Source organism: Paenibacillus sp. UNC451MF (assembly GCF_000686845.1).
Taxonomy (GTDB): Bacteria; Bacillota; Bacilli; order Paenibacillales; family NBRC-103111; genus Paenibacillus_S.
Window position 1 is genome coordinate 1 of record NZ_JMLS01000013.1, and the last position, 17,600, is coordinate 17,600.

The 17,600-nt window shown below is 48.1% G+C and carries 15 protein-coding genes and 1 rRNA gene; 9 read left to right on the forward strand and 7 right to left on the reverse strand.

The window, feature by feature from the left end; translation table 11 throughout:
- Positions 1-16 precede the first annotated feature (16 nt).
- Positions 17-133 (forward strand): 5S ribosomal RNA (gene rrf, locus BP97_RS0115180).
- A gap of 120 nt (positions 134-253) precedes the next feature.
- Here rrf and BP97_RS0115185 read toward each other — a convergent pair.
- The 3 genes from BP97_RS0115185 to BP97_RS0115195 form a co-directional block, all read right to left on the reverse strand.
- Complete coding sequence (locus BP97_RS0115185; RefSeq protein WP_028549865.1) at positions 254-2,821, reverse strand: glycosyl hydrolase family 95 catalytic domain-containing protein; 2,568 nt, start codon at positions 2,819-2,821, stop codon at positions 254-256.
- 1 nt (position 2,822) lies between these two features.
- Positions 2,823-4,151: an ABC transporter substrate-binding protein gene (locus BP97_RS0115190; RefSeq protein ID WP_036745953.1), complete on the reverse strand. Its 1,329-nt coding sequence runs from the start codon at positions 4,149-4,151 to the stop codon at positions 2,823-2,825.
- A gap of 124 nt (positions 4,152-4,275) precedes the next feature.
- A complete protein-coding gene (locus tag BP97_RS0115195; RefSeq protein ID WP_028549867.1) occupies positions 4,276-5,166 on the reverse strand; it encodes an AraC family transcriptional regulator in 891 nt (296 codons plus the stop codon).
- 237 nt (positions 5,167-5,403) lie between these two features.
- Between BP97_RS0115195 and BP97_RS0115200 the strand changes: the two genes are divergently transcribed.
- The 7 genes from BP97_RS0115200 to murQ all read left to right on the forward strand — a co-directional run bounded on the left by BP97_RS0115200 (position 5,404) and on the right by murQ (position 12,483).
- Positions 5,404-6,264, forward strand: a complete 861-nt coding sequence (locus BP97_RS0115200) for a MurR/RpiR family transcriptional regulator (RefSeq protein ID WP_028549868.1) — start codon at positions 5,404-5,406, stop codon at positions 6,262-6,264.
- Positions 6,257-7,285: a serine hydrolase domain-containing protein gene (locus BP97_RS0115205; protein ID WP_028549869.1), complete on the forward strand. Its 1,029-nt coding sequence runs from the start codon at positions 6,257-6,259 to the stop codon at positions 7,283-7,285. The genes BP97_RS0115200 and BP97_RS0115205 overlap by 8 nt, the downstream gene beginning before the upstream one ends.
- A gap of 34 nt (positions 7,286-7,319) precedes the next feature.
- On the forward strand, positions 7,320-8,621 hold the full coding sequence (locus BP97_RS0115210) for an ABC transporter substrate-binding protein (protein ID WP_028549870.1): 1,302 nt from the start codon (positions 7,320-7,322) through the stop codon (positions 8,619-8,621).
- A 34-nt stretch (positions 8,622-8,655) separates the two neighbouring features.
- Complete coding sequence (locus BP97_RS0115215; protein ID WP_081824198.1) at positions 8,656-9,609, forward strand: carbohydrate ABC transporter permease; 954 nt, start codon at positions 8,656-8,658, stop codon at positions 9,607-9,609.
- 11 nt (positions 9,610-9,620) lie between these two features.
- A complete protein-coding gene (locus BP97_RS0115220; protein WP_028549872.1) occupies positions 9,621-10,445 on the forward strand; it encodes a carbohydrate ABC transporter permease in 825 nt (274 codons plus the stop codon).
- A gap of 81 nt (positions 10,446-10,526) precedes the next feature.
- Positions 10,527-11,561 (forward strand): N-acetylglucosamine kinase, encoded by a 1,035-nt coding sequence (locus BP97_RS36400; protein WP_051620616.1) that lies wholly within the window; start codon positions 10,527-10,529, stop codon positions 11,559-11,561.
- Position 11,562: 1 nt separating this feature from the next.
- Entirely contained in the window at positions 11,563-12,483 is a 921-nt protein-coding gene (gene murQ, locus BP97_RS36405) for an N-acetylmuramic acid 6-phosphate etherase (RefSeq protein ID WP_036745956.1), read from the forward strand.
- A gap of 283 nt (positions 12,484-12,766) precedes the next feature.
- Here murQ and BP97_RS40690 read toward each other — a convergent pair whose 3' ends face one another.
- From BP97_RS40690 to BP97_RS0115255, 4 genes are all read right to left on the reverse strand, one after another.
- Positions 12,767-12,940: a hypothetical protein gene (locus tag BP97_RS40690; RefSeq protein ID WP_197035473.1), complete on the reverse strand. Its 174-nt coding sequence runs from the start codon at positions 12,938-12,940 to the stop codon at positions 12,767-12,769.
- 250 nt (positions 12,941-13,190) lie between these two features.
- A complete protein-coding gene (gene nagA / locus BP97_RS0115245) occupies positions 13,191-14,375 on the reverse strand; it encodes an N-acetylglucosamine-6-phosphate deacetylase (protein ID WP_028549873.1) in 1,185 nt (394 codons plus the stop codon).
- Positions 14,372-15,100 carry a glucosamine-6-phosphate deaminase gene (gene nagB, locus BP97_RS0115250; RefSeq protein ID WP_028549874.1) on the reverse strand — a complete coding sequence of 243 codons (729 nt, stop codon included), beginning with the start codon at positions 15,098-15,100 and terminating at the stop codon, positions 14,372-14,374. The genes nagA and nagB overlap by 4 nt, the downstream gene beginning before the upstream one ends.
- 19 nt (positions 15,101-15,119) lie before the next feature.
- The gene (locus BP97_RS0115255) at positions 15,120-15,962 is read right to left on the reverse strand and encodes a MurR/RpiR family transcriptional regulator (protein ID WP_028549875.1); all 843 of its coding nucleotides are present in this window, start codon (positions 15,960-15,962) and stop codon (positions 15,120-15,122) included.
- A 260-nt stretch (positions 15,963-16,222) separates the two neighbouring features.
- Between BP97_RS0115255 and BP97_RS0115260 the strand changes: the two genes are divergently transcribed.
- Positions 16,223-17,428, forward strand: a complete 1,206-nt coding sequence (locus BP97_RS0115260; protein ID WP_028549876.1) for a Gfo/Idh/MocA family protein — start codon at positions 16,223-16,225, stop codon at positions 17,426-17,428.
- The last annotated feature ends 172 nt before the right edge of the window (positions 17,429-17,600 follow it).

The following is a 17,600-nucleotide window of genomic DNA, read 5'->3' on the forward strand; positions in this document are numbered from 1 at the left end:
GCTTCGAAAAATCCCGTTTGGTGATGATGGCGGAAGGGAACCACGCGTACCCATACCGAACACGAACGTTAAGCCTTCCAGCGTCGATGGTACTTGGACCGCAGGGTCCTGGGAGAGTAGAACGTCGCCAAGCAAAAAGCAGTTGATCTTTTAATCAGATCAGCTGCTTTTTTTGTGCAATCACAACATCGTACATAACAGATATACATCAAGGCCGTTTCAGCAGGGAAATCTGCGGAAACGGCCTCTTGTTTTATCTTTTTATCAGTCGATAAATGTGACCTTCCAAAGCATTGAAAATAATACACTCATGATCTGTCTTATCGACATTGACATCCATATTATTGCCGGAAGCGAGTTCAACAACTGCTACCCTTTCCCCCGGCCATGGATTCATAATCCGGCACGATGCTGAACGGCGGGCTTCGACTTCAACTACCGTCACACCGGATGTGGTACGTGCAGCAGATATCCAAAAACCGCCACGAGCTTGGAACCTTCGGAATGAAACCTCTGCCCAATCGGGTACGGCCGGGAACAAATGAATGCGTCCGCTCCGGCTGTTGATGACCCGTTCAGGGTCCTCATTTATCGCTCTGCACAGGTCTTCGTAGGTTTCGATTATCCTTGAATGTGTACCATCAACGGATGGGAACGTGTTTTTGGACTCTCCGAGCAAAACATAAACCGGACGATTGTGACCAGCAGGTACTAGGCGAGCGGTGCGAAGCATGATCTCCTTTTCCTCCTGGCTGCTGTCCAGATGGATTTCATCCGCTAGCGTGGTAGGATAAACGCCGATATACCAAGGATGACAGCCTCTTAACCAACGCGGCTTGATACCAGGAACACCGGCATAAATGAGCCCTTCTTCCGTCTCAAATGTCGGATATGATGGGAGATTCTTGGCGGCATGCAGCCACTCCAATTTCAAATCCTGGTCTGTGTTCAAGTAATCTGCAAGCTCGGCTGCCCTGCTGAAGGTCCAACGGAACATGGAGATAGCGCTGATCGTATCTCGGCTGTATTCGAACCTCGGTTGGATTCCCCAGCTTTCCGCTTCGACTGTAGGGACGATGTGGAAGAGGCCGTCATCTTGCAGCTCGATATAGGATGCATAGAAAATAGCCAAATCGCGTAATGCCGGATAAAGCAGTCTGAGCAGCAAAGCTTCATCTGCAGCGTAATCCCACATATCCCAAAGCACTTTGAGCACTTGAGCTCCAGTATCTAAGCACAATTCAAGTGTTGAATTCGTATGAACATAACGATCCGGCTTGATAGGGGGCAAGTATCCATGTACTAGGATCATGCCCGGGAGGCCGTATACTTCGGAAGCATTCTTTCGCGCAGCCGGGAGCCAGTGCTCCACGAGCTGCCACCACATATCCAGAGAGTCTTCTCGGGAACGAACGACCGTAGAAGTGTAGAACAACTCATTATAGCAGGGCAGGCTATGCCATGGCTGGATGTCCGTTTCAATACCTGCGTAGGAAGCGCTGGCTTCGAACTTTCGCGCATCGGTTTGGCATCCACCACTATGCTTGCAAGCCCAGCTGTTGAATAAATGGGTTATTTCTTTTTCGTAATACGAATCTCCCGGATAAAGAACTCTTCCGCTTTCTCTCTTGTCATACAACGCCCCGTACCAATCTGTGTTTTCTTCAAGCAGGGCTTCAAAACCGTCAGCTTCGGCTTTCAACAGCTGCTGCCTTGCTTCTCCCATAATGTCTGCAGCATCATTGGAGGTGATGACAACGGTGTAGATCGTAGCCTGCCCGGAACCATTCGCCAGTAAGGTCGCCGTAGCGGCGGCCCCAGAAGCTTGACGAATGTGCTCGTAGTCTTTGTCATGAAACTTCCAGCTCTCATCGGAATAAGGGAGAGTTCCTAAGCCAAAGCTGTTCTCAACAGAATCCAGGTCTGCCTCGCTGTCGCTAACCAATCCCATTAGCACATATTCGAAGCCATTGGGGAATGTTTTCTCAGCCGGCAGCATTTGTTTAATCCAAAAAAATCTTCCTTCACTGCCGCTCGTAGGAGGCTCAATCGGCCCGTTCCACTTGGCCTCATCTTCATAGTTATAATACTCGATAGGTTGATCGCTATCTCTCGGCCGATACACAGGCTGACGCTCATGCATCGGCTTAAATTCAGTCCCTTCGGCATTCATATACATACGGTGAGCCTGATCCCTATGGCGGTATAAACGGAAGGAAAGAGGTTGAGATAATCCCGTAAACTTAGTCCGCATCGCTATGACGCTTCGCTTCATAGAGAGAAGAACATCCAGCTGGAGCGACGCATCCCCATGAGCGATGGTACTGCGGGTTAAGCCGTTACTGCATACCTGTATGGTTTCAGGCTGATCACTGCCTATGAGTTCGTAACATCGGATCAGGATTTGGCCGACGGGCTTTTGGCATGGAAACGGATAGGCACGAAATGCAGCATAAGGTTCTCTACGTCCGCCCCTAAGGTCAAGAGACCCATAACTGGGTCTCGTATTTCCTGTAGGTTGAATATCTAGAAGGCCTTCGTTTGCTTCGGAAAAGGCACCATCACGAATTTCCTGTATCGTCAAGATGGAAGGTTCAGCAATTCTCCGATCGAAAATATCCGATTTAATCATGCTTAAAGTAATTTGCTCCGGCGGGCCCCATAAAGCGGCCTTGATAGATGGATGATTCAAGTAAAGCTTCGAATCCATAGACCAGGCTGCTTGAGGCTGAGGACAGGTGGGGTGCAATCTTCTGCTGATTTGCACTTGCTTAGCCATTTCCTTAAGGGGAAGATGGCCTTGCCAAGGCAGTTGATTCATCCTATTTGTTACCTCCTTGGGCTTTTGCGTCAGTCAAAGCTTTGTTGATGGCTTCTTCTGCTTCCCGCAGCGCCGTGTTGATATCCATATTATTTTTAAGCATTTTATCAAATGTATTGCCTGGGACCCCGGCTACATCAGCGAACGTCAAGCTTGCATCACGGATGGGGGCAGGAGAAGCATAGCGATTATAGAAGACAGCCTGCAAATTTTTTCCTTTTAACGATTCGATATCTTGACCGAACACACCTTGGATCTTTTTATCTGCGAGAGGCGTGAGCAGCGCTTTTTTGGATAGTTGTGTTTGGACTTCATCCGATAACAGGTAAGCGATTACATCAAAAGCTTCGTCTTTATGCTTGGATTGCTTAGTCACATACATCGAGTAGAAGTTAGGCTGGAAACCGACCTTCGGGGCATCCTTGAACACAGGAGCTGCTGTAATATCCCAGTTGGTGGTTGGGTTTTTCTGAGACCATGTGATAAGCTTTTCTGTAACGTTCAAGTCCATAGCTTCAGTGCCGCCGGCAAACTCACCAGGTATCGTGATTTCATTGTTAGGAATATCATAGATTCTTTTGAAGTTAGCAAACAGATCCTTCCAAGCATCGGTATTGACCGCGGCTTTGTCTTCCTTCTCGTTCATAAAGCCTAGCGATCTTTGATTATACTTGAACACTAACGGGCTATTGTAGCGAAGACCCACGTAATTCACGCCATTATCTACGCGCGATACTTTGCGGGCAATATCATACACCTCATCCCAGGTGACGCCATCCTTAGGATAGGGAACGCCGAATTTATCGAAGATATCTTTGTTGTAGCCCAAGATCAAATTGCTTCCCATAAAAGGAAGACCGTAAAGCTTGCCGTCGCCCCAATTCTTCATCACTTGAACAACCGTCGGATCCAGTCGATTCAAATCGAAATTATGCTTTTTGATCAGCTCAGTCAGATCGTAATTGAGATCATTCGAAATAATTCTCGGCTTCACGTTAGTACTGCTCTCTAGAATGATATCCGGGATTGTGCCTGCAGCTATCAAATCCGGATAGTCCTGTCCTTTTCCTTTATGAATGTGCTCTACTTTAATATGGGGGAATTTCGCTGTAATAAAATCCCCGACCTCTTTAGAGAAATTCTCTTCATTAGCGTAGTTGCCGTTTTGAGCTGTATAAAATAATAAAGTAAACGGCGTGTTGCTTTTGGCGACTTCGGTTTTACCGGCATCACCAGTACTGCCTGCTGCGGAGTTTTCTTTCGTACTGCAACCAGACATCATGACGGATGTAACGAGCAACAAGGATGTAACCGCTTTTTTGTTTACCAAGATAAACCCTCCCCATGCTTATTTATGGATTTGAATTCATCTTATAGTAAACCGAATATCAGAATGTTATAGAAAAGTATCAAAATTCTATCACAGATGTGTTAGCGCTTACATAGGGCTGCTATTACTTTTCTCTTAACTGATGAATAAGCTTCTTAAACCCTTCTGCATATTGATGCGGGGTCATACCGAATTTTTTCTTAAAAGAATAGATAAGATACGAGGGAGAATGAAAGCCTGCTTCGATACTGATCTGCTTGATGGATAAGTCTTGTGAATGAAGCAGCGCTCGTGCTTCTTCCAATCTTTTTTCCATTGTATATTCGGTAATCGTTTTGCCGATTTGCTCTTTGAAAAGCTTGGACAAGTAATTAGGGGACAGATGCAAGTCCCGAGCGATGTCTTCCATTTTGAAGTGCGTTTTGTAATGATCGTTAATCCATCTCAAAATGTTGTTAATATGCTGCGTTGAACCTTGAGTGAACGGTTCGTTAGATAGCTCTTCCGCCGTATATAGCTTTCTTTGAAAATAGGAAAAGAAGTGATATGAAAACAAAAGCACTGCTTCCTTATGCATGATTTCCGGACTGGTGGATAGGATTTCATTCAATTCATCGAATCCACGATCAAGATGTGCCGCCTGCTCTTGAGTCAAGTAAAACAGCTGCCGACTCATTTTATTATCCATGATTTGGGTTAGGAACGAGGAAAGGTAAGGGAACAAGGAAGCGTACTGCTCGATGAACGACACCCTCATTTTGAGTACACTGCGGGTATAGTCCGGAGGCGTATCCATGCGCATGTAGTGTATCTGAAATGGTTTGATCAAAATCAATGTATGGGGGCGCACCTGAAATACACAGTCGTTAATGATGAATTTTCCTCTACCCTCGTGAATATACAATATCTCCAACCCGTCATGTGCATGAAAATGTTCGACAACTGCAGTATACGTATGTCTGTGGTTGAAAAGGTATAAGTTATCTATCCACCTTCTAAATTTCACGATTTGCATCCGCTGCACCTCCTTTTCTCAAGGGATCCCTGTTAAGTAAAAAAATAGGTCTTATTTATTTCCATAAATGTAGGCAAAAAACCTTTTGGTATGAGTAGTTTTTTGTAGTATTTTGTCAAAATATTTTTTGAAATAAAATTTCAGAAATATATTTACTTTAAGAAATTTTATTTTATAATAATATTGTAAATGTTCTTTTACAAATGGAAAAGAAACAAGCACAAAGGAGAAACCTGTATGTTAAACGGCGGACTGATAGGAATAAAGGAAGCGCTGCAAACATTAAAGCCGACAGAGCAGAAGGTCGCTCAATACATAGTGGATCACCCTGAGACGGTCGTCAATGCATCCGTGCAAAAAGTAGCGGAGCTGGCGGGAGTTAGTGAAGCCACTATTGTAAGGCTAGCCAGATCGCTTCATCTAAAAGGATTCCAAGAGCTAAAGCTCCGTATTGCAGCGGATCTCGCTAAGTCCGTTCATTCGGAAACTCATTCTTATCAAGAAATTCAAATAGACGGGTCGGTGCAGGATCTAATCCAGTCCATCTCGCATAATAACACTTTGTCCATTCAAGATACGCTGACAGTGCTTTCGTCCAAAGATGTAGAGAGGGCGATAGACTGCTTGAGCAGCGCAAGAAGAGTTTACTTTTTTGGAGTGGGAGCATCCGCAGTCATTGCCCAAGACTTTAAACAAAAGCTTTCCCGGATTAACCGATGGTGCGAGGCGGCCCCGGACTTTGATTCTCAAGCGACGTTGGCAGCGAATATGACCAAGGAGGATGTGGCCTTTGGGATTTCATATTCCGGTCAGACGGAAAATATTATTCAATCATTAAAAATTGCAAAAGAGTCTGGTGCGACCATCATTTCATTAACCAAGTTCGGAAGCAATCCAGTAGCGGAAATGGCAGACATTCGATTATTTACGAGCTCGTTGGAGCAAAGCATACGAAGCGGTGCCATGGCATCCAGGATTGCTCAATTGAACGTCATTGATATTCTTTATGTGGGCATAGCGAGCCGAACCTATGAGGAAAGCATTCAGTCACTGGAAAAAACGCGTAAAGCGGTTAGCGGGTCGAAGCGCAATGGATAACATTATACAACTAATTGAAGGTTGGGTGGCAGACGGGAAAATTCCCGGAGCGGTCGTTAATATTTCACTGCACGGCCAAACTATTTTGCAGCAGGCATTCGGAGGCTACAGCCTCTCGAGCTCCTCTGATAGGAAAGCGCTATCAAACGATTCGCTCTTTGATATCGCGTCGCTAACTAAAGTTACGGCAACACTGCCGGCTGTCATGCTGCTGGTATCCCGTGGACAGATGGAGCTCGAGGATCATGTGCAACGCTACTTTCCAGAGTTTCGCCATCCGCAGATTTCTATTAAGCATTTACTGCAGCACTCATCCGGTCTTCCTCCGGATCTGACGAAGGCGGATCGAAATGAGCCTCGGGATGTGATGCGGGAAGTATATGAACAGGATTTGATTTATGAGCCGGGGACCCAAGTGCAGTATAGTGATCTCGGATTTATTCTTCTAGGTGCTGCCGTTGAACGAGTAACGGGGGAAAGGCTGAATGACTTCGTCCAACGCGAAATTCATCGTCCGCTCGGGATGTTCAATACCATGTATTTGCCTGAGGCAGTTGAGAGGTATCGTATTGCTCCGACAGAGGAGTATAACGGGGCATTCATCCATGGAGAAGTGCATGACGAGAAGAGCTACCAGCTTGGCGGGGTGTCAGGAAGTGCAGGCCTGTTTGCGACTGCAGCCGACTTGGCGCTATATGGGAGAAGCTGGCTTCTAACGAACCCTAGTGTACTGCCGGCTAAGTGGCGCAGTGAGTGCACAGTCGAACCATTTCTGGGACGTGGACTCGGATGGGAAGTATGGCACGGACAGCCGTCTGCTCCAAGCTGCAGCAGTCATTGGCCTCATGGAACCTTTGGGCATACCGGGTTTACTGGAACGAGTCTTTGGATAGACCCGCAAAGTGAGCTTGTCGTCGTGTTCCTGACGAATGCGGTCCATTACGGAAGAGCAACCCCGATAAGGCAGCTGCGACCGCTTTTACACGAAAGTATTTATTCCTCGATTCATGGGGTTAAATAAAAAAAGAAGAACATTAAAGGGAGGAATAATCACAATGAAACATGTTTCTCTAGTTCTTGCAGCAGTATTAGCGGCGTCACTGGCCGGTTGCAGCTCTTCGAACACGCCGGCAGCCACAACAGCACCAAAGGATAACAAGGGGGATGCAACACCACAACCGCAAGCACAGAAAGTAAAGCTGACCATGGGCAGCTGGAGGACGGAAGATAAGGAAGCTTACGAGAAAATTATTAAAGAATACCAGAAGAAAAACCCGAACGTAGAGATCCAGTTCTCACCGACCAAAAGCACGGAGTACAATACGGTACTGAACACAGCGCTGCAAACCGGCAGCGGCCCGGATATTATTCAGCTTCGTCCTTATGCGGCGGGTATTGCTCTGGCCGATGCGGGATACTTGGAGCCGCTTGATTCAATTAAAGGCCTAAGTGTGATGTCGAAAGATACGCTGGCGGCAGCGACCGGCAAGGATGGCAAGGTATACGGCGTTCCGACGGTATTCAGCTCGACGCAAATTTTTTATAACAAAAAGATCTTTAAAAAGTTCAATATTGAAGAACCGAAAACATGGGAAGATTTGATCAAGGCGGCGGATACGCTGAAGCAAAACAAGGTGACTCCGTTTGCGTTCGGTTCCAAGGAAGGATGGATCCTTTCTTTGACGCATGGAGCGCTCGGTCCCGGCTTTTATGGCGGAACTGATTTTGTAAAGAAAATAACATCAGGCCAAACGAACTTTAAGGATAAAGCGTTCGTCGATTCGATCCAGATGATGCAGGGATTAACCAAGTATTTCCCAGATAATTATGTGGGGATTTCGATGGATGACATGCGCAATCTGTTCGTTACGGAGCAAGCCGCTATGATGGTCATGGGAGACTGGGAACTGGCTGTCATGAAGAAAATGAACCCTGCCCTGGAAATGGATGTTTTCCCTGTTCCGGCTCCTGCTGGAGGTAAAGCAACGGTAACTACATGGGTAGACGGGTCATTCTCCGTTAATAAAACTTCAAAGAACAAAGCGGAAGCGATGAAGTTCATTGAGTTTATGACAACGAAAGAATTCGGTCAGCTCGTAGCAAGTGAGTTGATGAAGCCAAGTACGATTCCTGGCGCGGAAGCGACGGATCCGACGGTAACGAAAATTTCGAAATTTGCAAACAGCATTTCTACTCCTTATATGTTTGTCGTACACTTCAGCTCAGGTACTCCGACCACCAAAGTAACGCTGGAAACGTCCTTACAGGGCTTGTACTTAAACAAACAAACACCTCAGCAGGTTGTTGACGAAGTGCAAAAAAGCGCGGACACCTGGTTTAAGCCGGCAGCAAAATAACTGAAAATACAGATGGAAAAGGCGGCGAGGCGCAATGAATGGAACCAATGTTCAACTGCAAGCACCAGAGCATAAGCCTAAATCATTCGACTGGAGAAAAGGATTTATTCATCTGTTTCCAATTCCGGCCCTCGCCGTCTTTACACTGTTCATCGTGTATCCGATTTTGGCTGCGTTCAGTTACAGCTTGTTCGATTGGCAGGGGTTAAAGAAGGGTGCTTTTCTCGGGATCGGAAATTTCGTAACGCTGTTTACCAAGGAACCGTTCAACACGTATTTCTGGAATTCGCTTGGGCATAACACTTACTACTTCGTGCTTGAGATGATTGTACAGAACGGCATAGCGTTTGTATTAGCTTACATCATCTTCTCCAAGGTGAAGGGTGCGGAGTTGTTCAAAATAGCGTACTTTTTGCCAAGGCTATTGTCCGTTATCGTCGTAGGTTTTTTGTGGAAGCTGCTGCTGAATCCGAATTTTGGTGCAGTTAACGTGTTTCTGAAACAAATTGGTCTTGAGTCGTGGGCGAGACCGTGGCTCGGGGAGCCTGTGACCGCTCTGACGGCAATCATATTGGCGAACTGCTGGTTCGGGATCGGATTCTCAGTATTGATTTTGCTGGCAGGACTGCACTCCATCTCGCAGGAGGTGCTTGAAGCCGCAAGATTGGATGGCGTAAAGGGCTTTAGGCTGATCCGTTCTATTATACTGCCCATGATGATGCAGTCGGTCGTTATAATTACAGTATTCACATTTGTGCAGGCTTTTGAAGCATTTGAGCTGGTGTATGCGATGCAAGGGTCGCAGGGAGAACCGGTTCATTCGACGGATACATTGGCCGTGTTCTTTTACCGTACGGCATTTGGCTCCTCCAGCGGTGACAGTACTGCCGTCGGCCTGGGTTCGGCCCTGGCGGTTACGTTATTCTTTATTATTGCATCGTTATCGGCGCTCTTTATGGCAGTCATGAAAAAAAGGGATATCGAGTAGGGGGGCTTTCGTTGAAACATTCAATAGGAGTGCGCATAGTCCAGTACGTTATAGCTTTCCTGTGTGCGGTAATAAGTCTCTACCCGATATGCCTCATGCTGCTGTCCTCGCTGAAGACGAATATTGAGATTTTCAAAAATCCGCTCGCTTTGCCCGATGTGTGGAGCTTAGCGGCATACCGGAAGCTGCTGGATCAGGTCCATTATTTCGACTACTTCTGGAACAGTGCTGCGGTCAGCATCATATCTGTCGCATTAATTCTAGTATTTGGTGCATTAGCATCGTTCTATATCGCACGGTTTCCGTTTAAATGGAATGGCGCACTGTTCTTCTACTTTTTGTTAGGCATGATGATACCAATCAAGCTGGGGATTGTGCCTTTGTTTATGCTGATGAAAAATTTGCAGCTGCTGAATACGCAAATGTCGCTGATTCTTGTGTATACGGCGATTGGACTCCCTTTATCGGTGCTTATCTTGACGGGCTTTTTCCGGACACTGCCTAAGGAGCTGGAGGAAGCGGGGAGAATCGACGGCTGCTCCAATATGAATATTTTACTGCGAATTATTGTACCTCTCATGAGGCCTGCACTGGGCACTGTGATGATCATGAATTTTATTACGGTATGGAACGATTTTTTCTTTCCATTGATTTTTATTCAGGAGGAAGCTAAGAAAACGATTCCTGTCGGAATGCTTACCTTGTTCAGCGAGTACTCTACTGATTGGAGCGTGCTGTTCGCGGGGCTGACGCTTTCTTCGCTACCTATGATTGTATTGTTCGCTGTGGCATCCAAACAGTTTATGGAGGGAATGACTGCAGGTGCTGTCAAATAGCATTGCAGCAATAACAAGCTGTGGCCGTGTTCCGGTAAGGGATCGCATGTCATGCTTCGGTGAAAGGGGGATTACGGCCTAGTGAATGTGGAGGAACAAGCTGCTGGTGAGTTAAGGAACCGAAGATATATCGGTATTGATGGTGGTGGAACGAAGACCGCTTGCATGATCGGTGACGGCTGCGGCCGTATATTGGCTATTTGCTATGGAGAATCGAGCAGCATCAAATCGCGTCCTTGGGATGAAGTGAAGCGTGTACTCACTGAGCTTATCAAGCAGGCGCTGGAACTCTCCCACAGTGAAGAAGCTCAGCTGGCAGGAGTATTTCTAGGATTGGCAGGGGCTGACCGTCCTGAGGAGAGGAAACGTATACACGCATTCATGCGTGAGCTGTTGGCAGACCATGTGACGGTTACAATTCATAACGATGCAATTACTGCATTGGCTGCAGGCACTTGGGGGGAAGCGGGCATAGTTCTAATCTCAGGTACTGGTTCCATTGCATATGGTTACTTACCTGTAACGGATACGTACGTTCGCGTAGGCGGATGGGGGTATTTGCTAGGTGATGAGGGCAGCGGTTATGACATCGGCAGACAGGCATTGATCGCGGTAATGAAGGAGCACGATGGTCGAGGGGCGAAGACACGCTTGACGGAGCAGCTATTAGAATATTGGTCTCTTCAGGACCCTAATCAGATCATCAGCTATGTGTATGGACAATCCAATGTGCGAACAGTGATAGCTGAAGCGGCCAAATTGACATTGATGACAGCAAAGCAAGGGGATGAGATAGCGAAAAGGATAGTACAGGCAGGTATCCATGATCTTGCCGAGCTTGTCATAACGGTAAAAAATAGTCTGGCCGCATTGCAGCCGGATGCGGATGTATCTCAATTGCCGCTTGTCCTGAGCGGCGGGTTGTTCTTGGACAATTGGTTTATGGAGCAACTGGCAGCCGACGAAGCTATCGCAGCTAGTGGATTGAGCTTAAGACGGTTGAACATTCCTCCGGCAGCCGGCTGTTATATACTCGCGTTGAAGCAGGCGGGAATTAGCATTACCGATACGATAAAGCAGCAGATTGCGGAGTGGGAGACAGGGAGGGAAGCGTAAGTTGGATAACAGCACAGCACAACCCGTAACCGAACAGCGGAATGCAAAATCAGGCCAGTTGGATCAACTAAGCATTCCAGAAATCATCCGATTAATGAATGAAGAAGACCAGACGGTTGCATTTTCCGTTCAGCAGTCGCTTCCACAGATCACCCTGGCTGTTGAAGCGATTGTGGAAGTGATGAAGCAGGGAGGCCGACTGTTCTATGTCGGGGCTGGAACAAGCGGAAGACTCGGAGTATTGGATGCATCCGAGTGTCCGCCGACATTTGGTGTCAATAGGGCGCTTGTAACAGGGCTGATAGCCGGTGGAGAAACTGCCATTACAACGGCGATTGAAAATGCCGAGGATGACGAGGAAGCTGGAGCCAAAGAAATTGAAGCGCAGATAACGGCTAGCGATGCTGTGGTTGGCATTGCGGCTAGCGGGAATACACCTTATGTCATTGGAGCTATCAGACGTGCCCGCGAGCTAGGGGCTTTGACCGCAGGCGTATCCTGCAATGCAGGTACAAAACTAAGCCAAGAAGCACAATATGCCATTGAAGTTCCGGTTGGACCGGAGGTCGTGACCGGCTCAACTCGCCTGAAGGCAGGAACGGCAACGAAGATGGTGTTGAACATGATAACGACGACTGCGATGATCCAGCTTGGCAAAGTCTACGGCAACCTAATGGTCAATGTGCAGGCGACGAATGAAAAGCTGCGCGACCGGGTGGTGCGGATCGTGCGCGAAGCTACTGGAGTGGAGCATGAATTGGCTGCGGCATTTGCGCAGCAAGCAGAAGGGGATGCTCGGGTAGCGATCCTAATGATCCGCTTCGGCGTGGGGAAAGAGAAAGCGCTGGAGGCGCTGTCGCAGAGTGGGCATCATTTTGGGGATTCGGTAACATGGTTGGAGAATAAAAAGAGCTTGGCCTAGACGCCAGGCTCCGAGTCGAGAAACCAATGAAGCTTCAGATGTGTACGTGGTACTCCAGTGGGGTATCCCCTTCCGGCCACTATTGTTATCGGGAAATTTTCAATTTATTCGCTCTATAGCGGTGATTTCCCGATAACAAAGGTGACGCTTTCGCTCCTCCAGGGGCTACCCCACCTCCCGTCATCAGCCATCTTCAGAATAATTGGGTTTCTCGACAGACTCAGCTTGGCCTAGAGCCAGGCTCTTTTTTAATGGATATAGTAAAGGGCGGTACACAATCGGCTCAACCGTTATCTTTTTCTGAGGTATCGACCACAGAACAGCTCCCCGGATGGCCGTCGTTTTGCATCATTTCCTCTAAATGTTCTCTCATCTCTTCATCTCCAGCCATATCAGCTACAAGCTTCGCTGGAGGCTGCCGAAATTCAACATGCCCCTTCGGTTTAGTGTCTGCCACTAAAATCACTCCTTCATTTTTTGCTGGAGAGAATTACTACGGATCTCCTGGGCAATAAATAAGCTGCCTCATCAATAAGAGCAGCCATAAGTTCACCTATAAAATTCCCAACTGGATTAGGTTTATGCATGTGTATCCAGCTAGGGAATCTTTCTTTTAAGAAAATGGAAAACGCCAAGCAATTGCGACTGCAGCTGCTTGGCGTTAGTGTATTTAAAATGATTCCTGTGCATTTGATCGGGGATGGAGTTTAGCGGATAACGCGTCCTTGAACCCAAACGCGTTCCAGCTCCAGCTGCTTGTTCAGCAGCAGCACATCAGCCTGTTTGCCCGGCTCCAGCGCGCCGGTCTCGGCATCGATACCCAGTCTGCGGGCAGGAGTACCGCTCGCCATGCGGCTTGCATGCTCCACACTGATGCCGACTTCGTTTACGGTATAACGGAAGGCTTCGATCATGGTCAGCGTGCTGCCTGCCAGGCTGTCGCCTTCTTTAAGCCGTGCTACGCCGCCGTTCACGATAACGTCGAGACCGCCAAGCTTGTACTCACCGTTGCCGAGTCCGGCAGCGGACATGGCATCGGTGATGAGCAGCAGGTTATCGGGGCCTTTCATCTGAGCCAGCAACCGAATGCAGGCAGGATGAACGTGATGTCCGTCAGCGATAACTTCCGCCATAATCGCTGGATTGGTCAGCACCGCGCCAACCGTGCCGGGTTCGCGATGATGCAGACGGGTCATCGCGTTGAACGTATGCACGGCGTGACTCAAGCCATGTTCGGCCGCAAGCTGCACTTGATCGAACGATGCATCCGTATGTCCCAATGCGGCTACGATACCTTGACGGGTCAAAGCTTCGATGTAGTCGATCGCGCCTTCGGATTCGGGCGCAAGCGTCTGCATCTTGATCAGACCAGGGAAACGCTGCGTCCAGTCCTCCAGCCAGGCTGGCTGTGGAGGGACGATAAACTGAGGATTCTGCGCTCCTGGCCATTTGGCACTGATGTATGGCCCTTCCAGGTGAACGCCTAGCAGCTGCGCGTAGGGCATTCCGGCTTCGCGATAGCTTTGAACCCGCGACAGTACTTGATCGATATCTGCCTTGGAGGCAGTTACCGTTGTTGCCAGCATTACGCTGGTACCGTTGTGTGCATGGAAGCGAGTAATCTCATCCAGCCCTTCTGCATCTGCATCCATGAAGTCATGGCCATAGCCGCCATGAACATGAACATCGATGAAGCCTGGCAGCATCCAGCCGCCCTGACCGTCAATAACTTCACAGTCACGTGCCAGCGTGCGGGCATGCTCGACGCTTCCGGTTTCTTTGCCAATGGCAGCGATATGTCCGTCGGAGAGGAGAATCCAGCCGTTTTTTATAGTTGTATCTGGGGTTACGATCCTTACGTTATAGATATAAGTATTTTTGCCTTCACTCATTTGAATAGCCTCCCAGCTTCGGAATCTAACAATACGACTAAGTGAGGATGTGTTTGCAGCAGCGATGCAGGGCAATCTGTTGTAATGGGTCCTGTTAAGGCACGATGGACGATCTCCGCTTTGTCGGCTCCTTTAACGACAAGCAAGATCATTTTCGCCTTCAGGATCGTTCCGACGCCCATCGTTAAAGCGTGAGTGGGCACTTGATCCATCGAATCGAAAAATCTCGCATTCGCCTTCCGGGTTTCTTCACGCAGCTCGACGACATGAGTTCCGCTAATCAAAGCGTGATCCGGCTCATTGAAGCCGATATGCCCGTTATGTCCGAGACCAAGCAGCTGCAGGTCAATTTGCTTGGCTTGCTCCAGCAGCTTGTCATAACGCTTGCACTCCGCCACAGGGTCTGCTGCGTTGCCATCAGGAATGTGCGCTTGGCTGCGCGGCAGGTCAATATAATTGAACAGATGAGTGTTCATGTAGTTCCGGTAGCTCTCCGCATGATCCTCCGGAAGTCCCACATATTCATCAAGGTTAAATGAAGTCGCGTCCTGAAAGCGAACCAGTCCGCGCTGATAGCTCTTTACGATTTCTTCATAGATGCCGACCGGCGTACCGCCTGTCGCAAGACCAAGCACAGCTCGGGGATTCGTTTGCACCAAGCCGGTAATGATGCCCGCCCCGGATTCGTGCAGCTTTTCATGAGAGTCGAAGGTTAGTAGATTCACAAGTATCTGCTCCTTAGGATTAACGGTATTTTTTAACCATTTGAAATGATGTTTCGAGGCGGGGAACCAAATCATCGAACCTGTCGCTGATTAGACTAACGAATAGAATATCGATAACGTGCAGCTGAGCGATCCTGGAAGCCATATCGCCGCGACGCATGCCTTCCTCCAGGGTGGAGGTAAACAAAGAGATCGAAGCTAGCGATGTCAGCGTATTCGTACCGAATTTGGTTAGAGAAATAGTAGTCGCGCCGTTCTCCGACGCACATTTCAGCGCAGCGATCGTCTCCTCCGTCTCCCCTGAATAGGAGATTCCAATCGCAACGTCCTCATTCGTAAGGTTGGAGGCCGAGGTAATCTGCATATGTGGATCCGAGAATGCAAAAGCCCGCTTGCCGATGCGAACCAGCTTTTGATAAAAATCCTGCGCAACGAGCCCTGATGTAGCAACCCCGTACAGATCGATTTGGCGAGCCGATTGCAGCGCGTCGATCGCTTTTTGCAGCTGCTTCATATCCAGCATCCGCGTTGTATCGGTGATGGAGCTTACGTGATTGGCTTCCATGGCGGCGACAATGCTCTGGAGTGGATTGCCTGCGATAATATCCTGATACGTTTGAATGGAAGGCTGCTGGGCCAGCTCGGCTGCAAGCTTCACTTTGAATTCCGTATATCCGGAGAAATGGAACAGTTTGCAGAAGCGGGAAATGGTAGCTGTGCTCCCTCCCGATTGCTGTGAAAGCTCGGTGATGCCCATTTGGACTATATTTTGCGGATGGGAGAGAACATAGGCAGCGATTTCCTTTTCCTTCGGGTTCATCGTTTCCATTTGTTCATGAATGGCGCTCAAGATTCCAGGCATACATATTCCTCTTTACAAGAAAATAATTTTCATGAAAATTAATTGTATAAGAAAAACTTTTACATCCCTAATATAACGAATTTTCCATCCAATAGCAATACGCGGTTTATCCCGTATTCACAAGGTTTAAGATAGCGGTTCCAAAATTGAGAAAACAATTCCATTCTTTATAAGAATTCCATCCGTGACGGGTGTAGAATGAAGCTTGCCAAACCTGCACAAATGCAGGCTGTAATGAACTTCTAAACTGAGGTGAGGAAATGAGTGCAAAACAAGTATCCATTTTACTGGTAGGGATCGGCGGTTATGGTAATACCCATGTTAACGAGCTGCTTCATGCTTATAGTGATGGCGACATACATCCGGTTATTGCGGGGGTTGTTGATGTCCATCCGGAAAAGAGCAACCATTATCAGGCGCTTCAGGATTTGAAAGTTCCTTTTTATACTACGATGGACCACTTTTATGCTGATAACAAGGCGGATCTGGCCGTCATAAGCACACCGATACAATTTCATTGCGAGCAGACGTGTCTTGCATTGGCTAACGGAAGTAATGTTTTGTGCGAAAAGCCTATCGCTGCGACGGTGCAAGAGGTGCGGCGGATGATGGATGCTCGCGACCGTTCAGGGAAGTTTGTTGCTATTGGCTTCGACTGGTCGTTCACACCGCAAATTCAGCAGCTGAAGCAAGACGTAATGTCAGGCGTGTTTGGTAGGCCGAAACGACTCAAAACGATTGTGCTGTGGAGACGCACCGACAGCTACTTTTCAAGCGGCTGGAAAGGGCGCAAAAAGAGCGATCAGGGCGAATGGATCTTGGACAGCGTTGCGCATAATGCAACATCGCATTACTTACACAATATGTTTTATATCCTCGGCTCGAAAACGGATGAAAGCTTGCGTCTGCAAAGCGTGGAGGCTGAGCTGTACAGAGCTAACCCCATCGAAAATTTCGATACCTGCGCCGTTCGTGTTCAGGGAGAAGGTGGGGTAGAGGCTCTGTTCTACGCTACGCATGCGGTTAGTCATAATTTCGGACCGTCCTTCTGCTATGAATTTGAAAAAGCCACAATTACCTATACATCCGGTCAGAACAGTAATCGTATCGATGCTGTGTTTGCAGATGGAACGGTTAAAGGCTATGATGCCCTCAAGTCCAGCAAGCTGAGGACATGCATAAAGGCTGTTGCTTCGGGTGATTCGAGTATTCCTTGCGGCTTGGAGGCTGCCTATGCTGAAGTATTATGTGCGAACGGGATGCTCGATTCTATGCCGGCCATCCGAACCTTCCCTGCTTCAATGATACTTAGGGATGAAGAGGTCAAATTCACTTGGGTAGAGGGTCTGAGAGAAGCGCTGCTGGATAGCTATCACAGGTGGGCGCTGCCATCCGAGGCTGGCTTTGATTGGGCTGCGAAAGGCAGTCAGACGGAGCTAGGTAATTATCGTGCTTATGTGGGATGAGTATTGATTTAGAGGATCATGTATAGAAAAGGGAATGGTTGTGGGGTGGAAAAGCGATAGTGTCCGCCTTTGAAGTCGTGTTCCAACCGCTGAATCAAGGAGCACGACTTCAGCAGCGGTCGGAATCCCACGACCAATTCCCTCGCCTAGCACAACGTACATCAGATTTGAA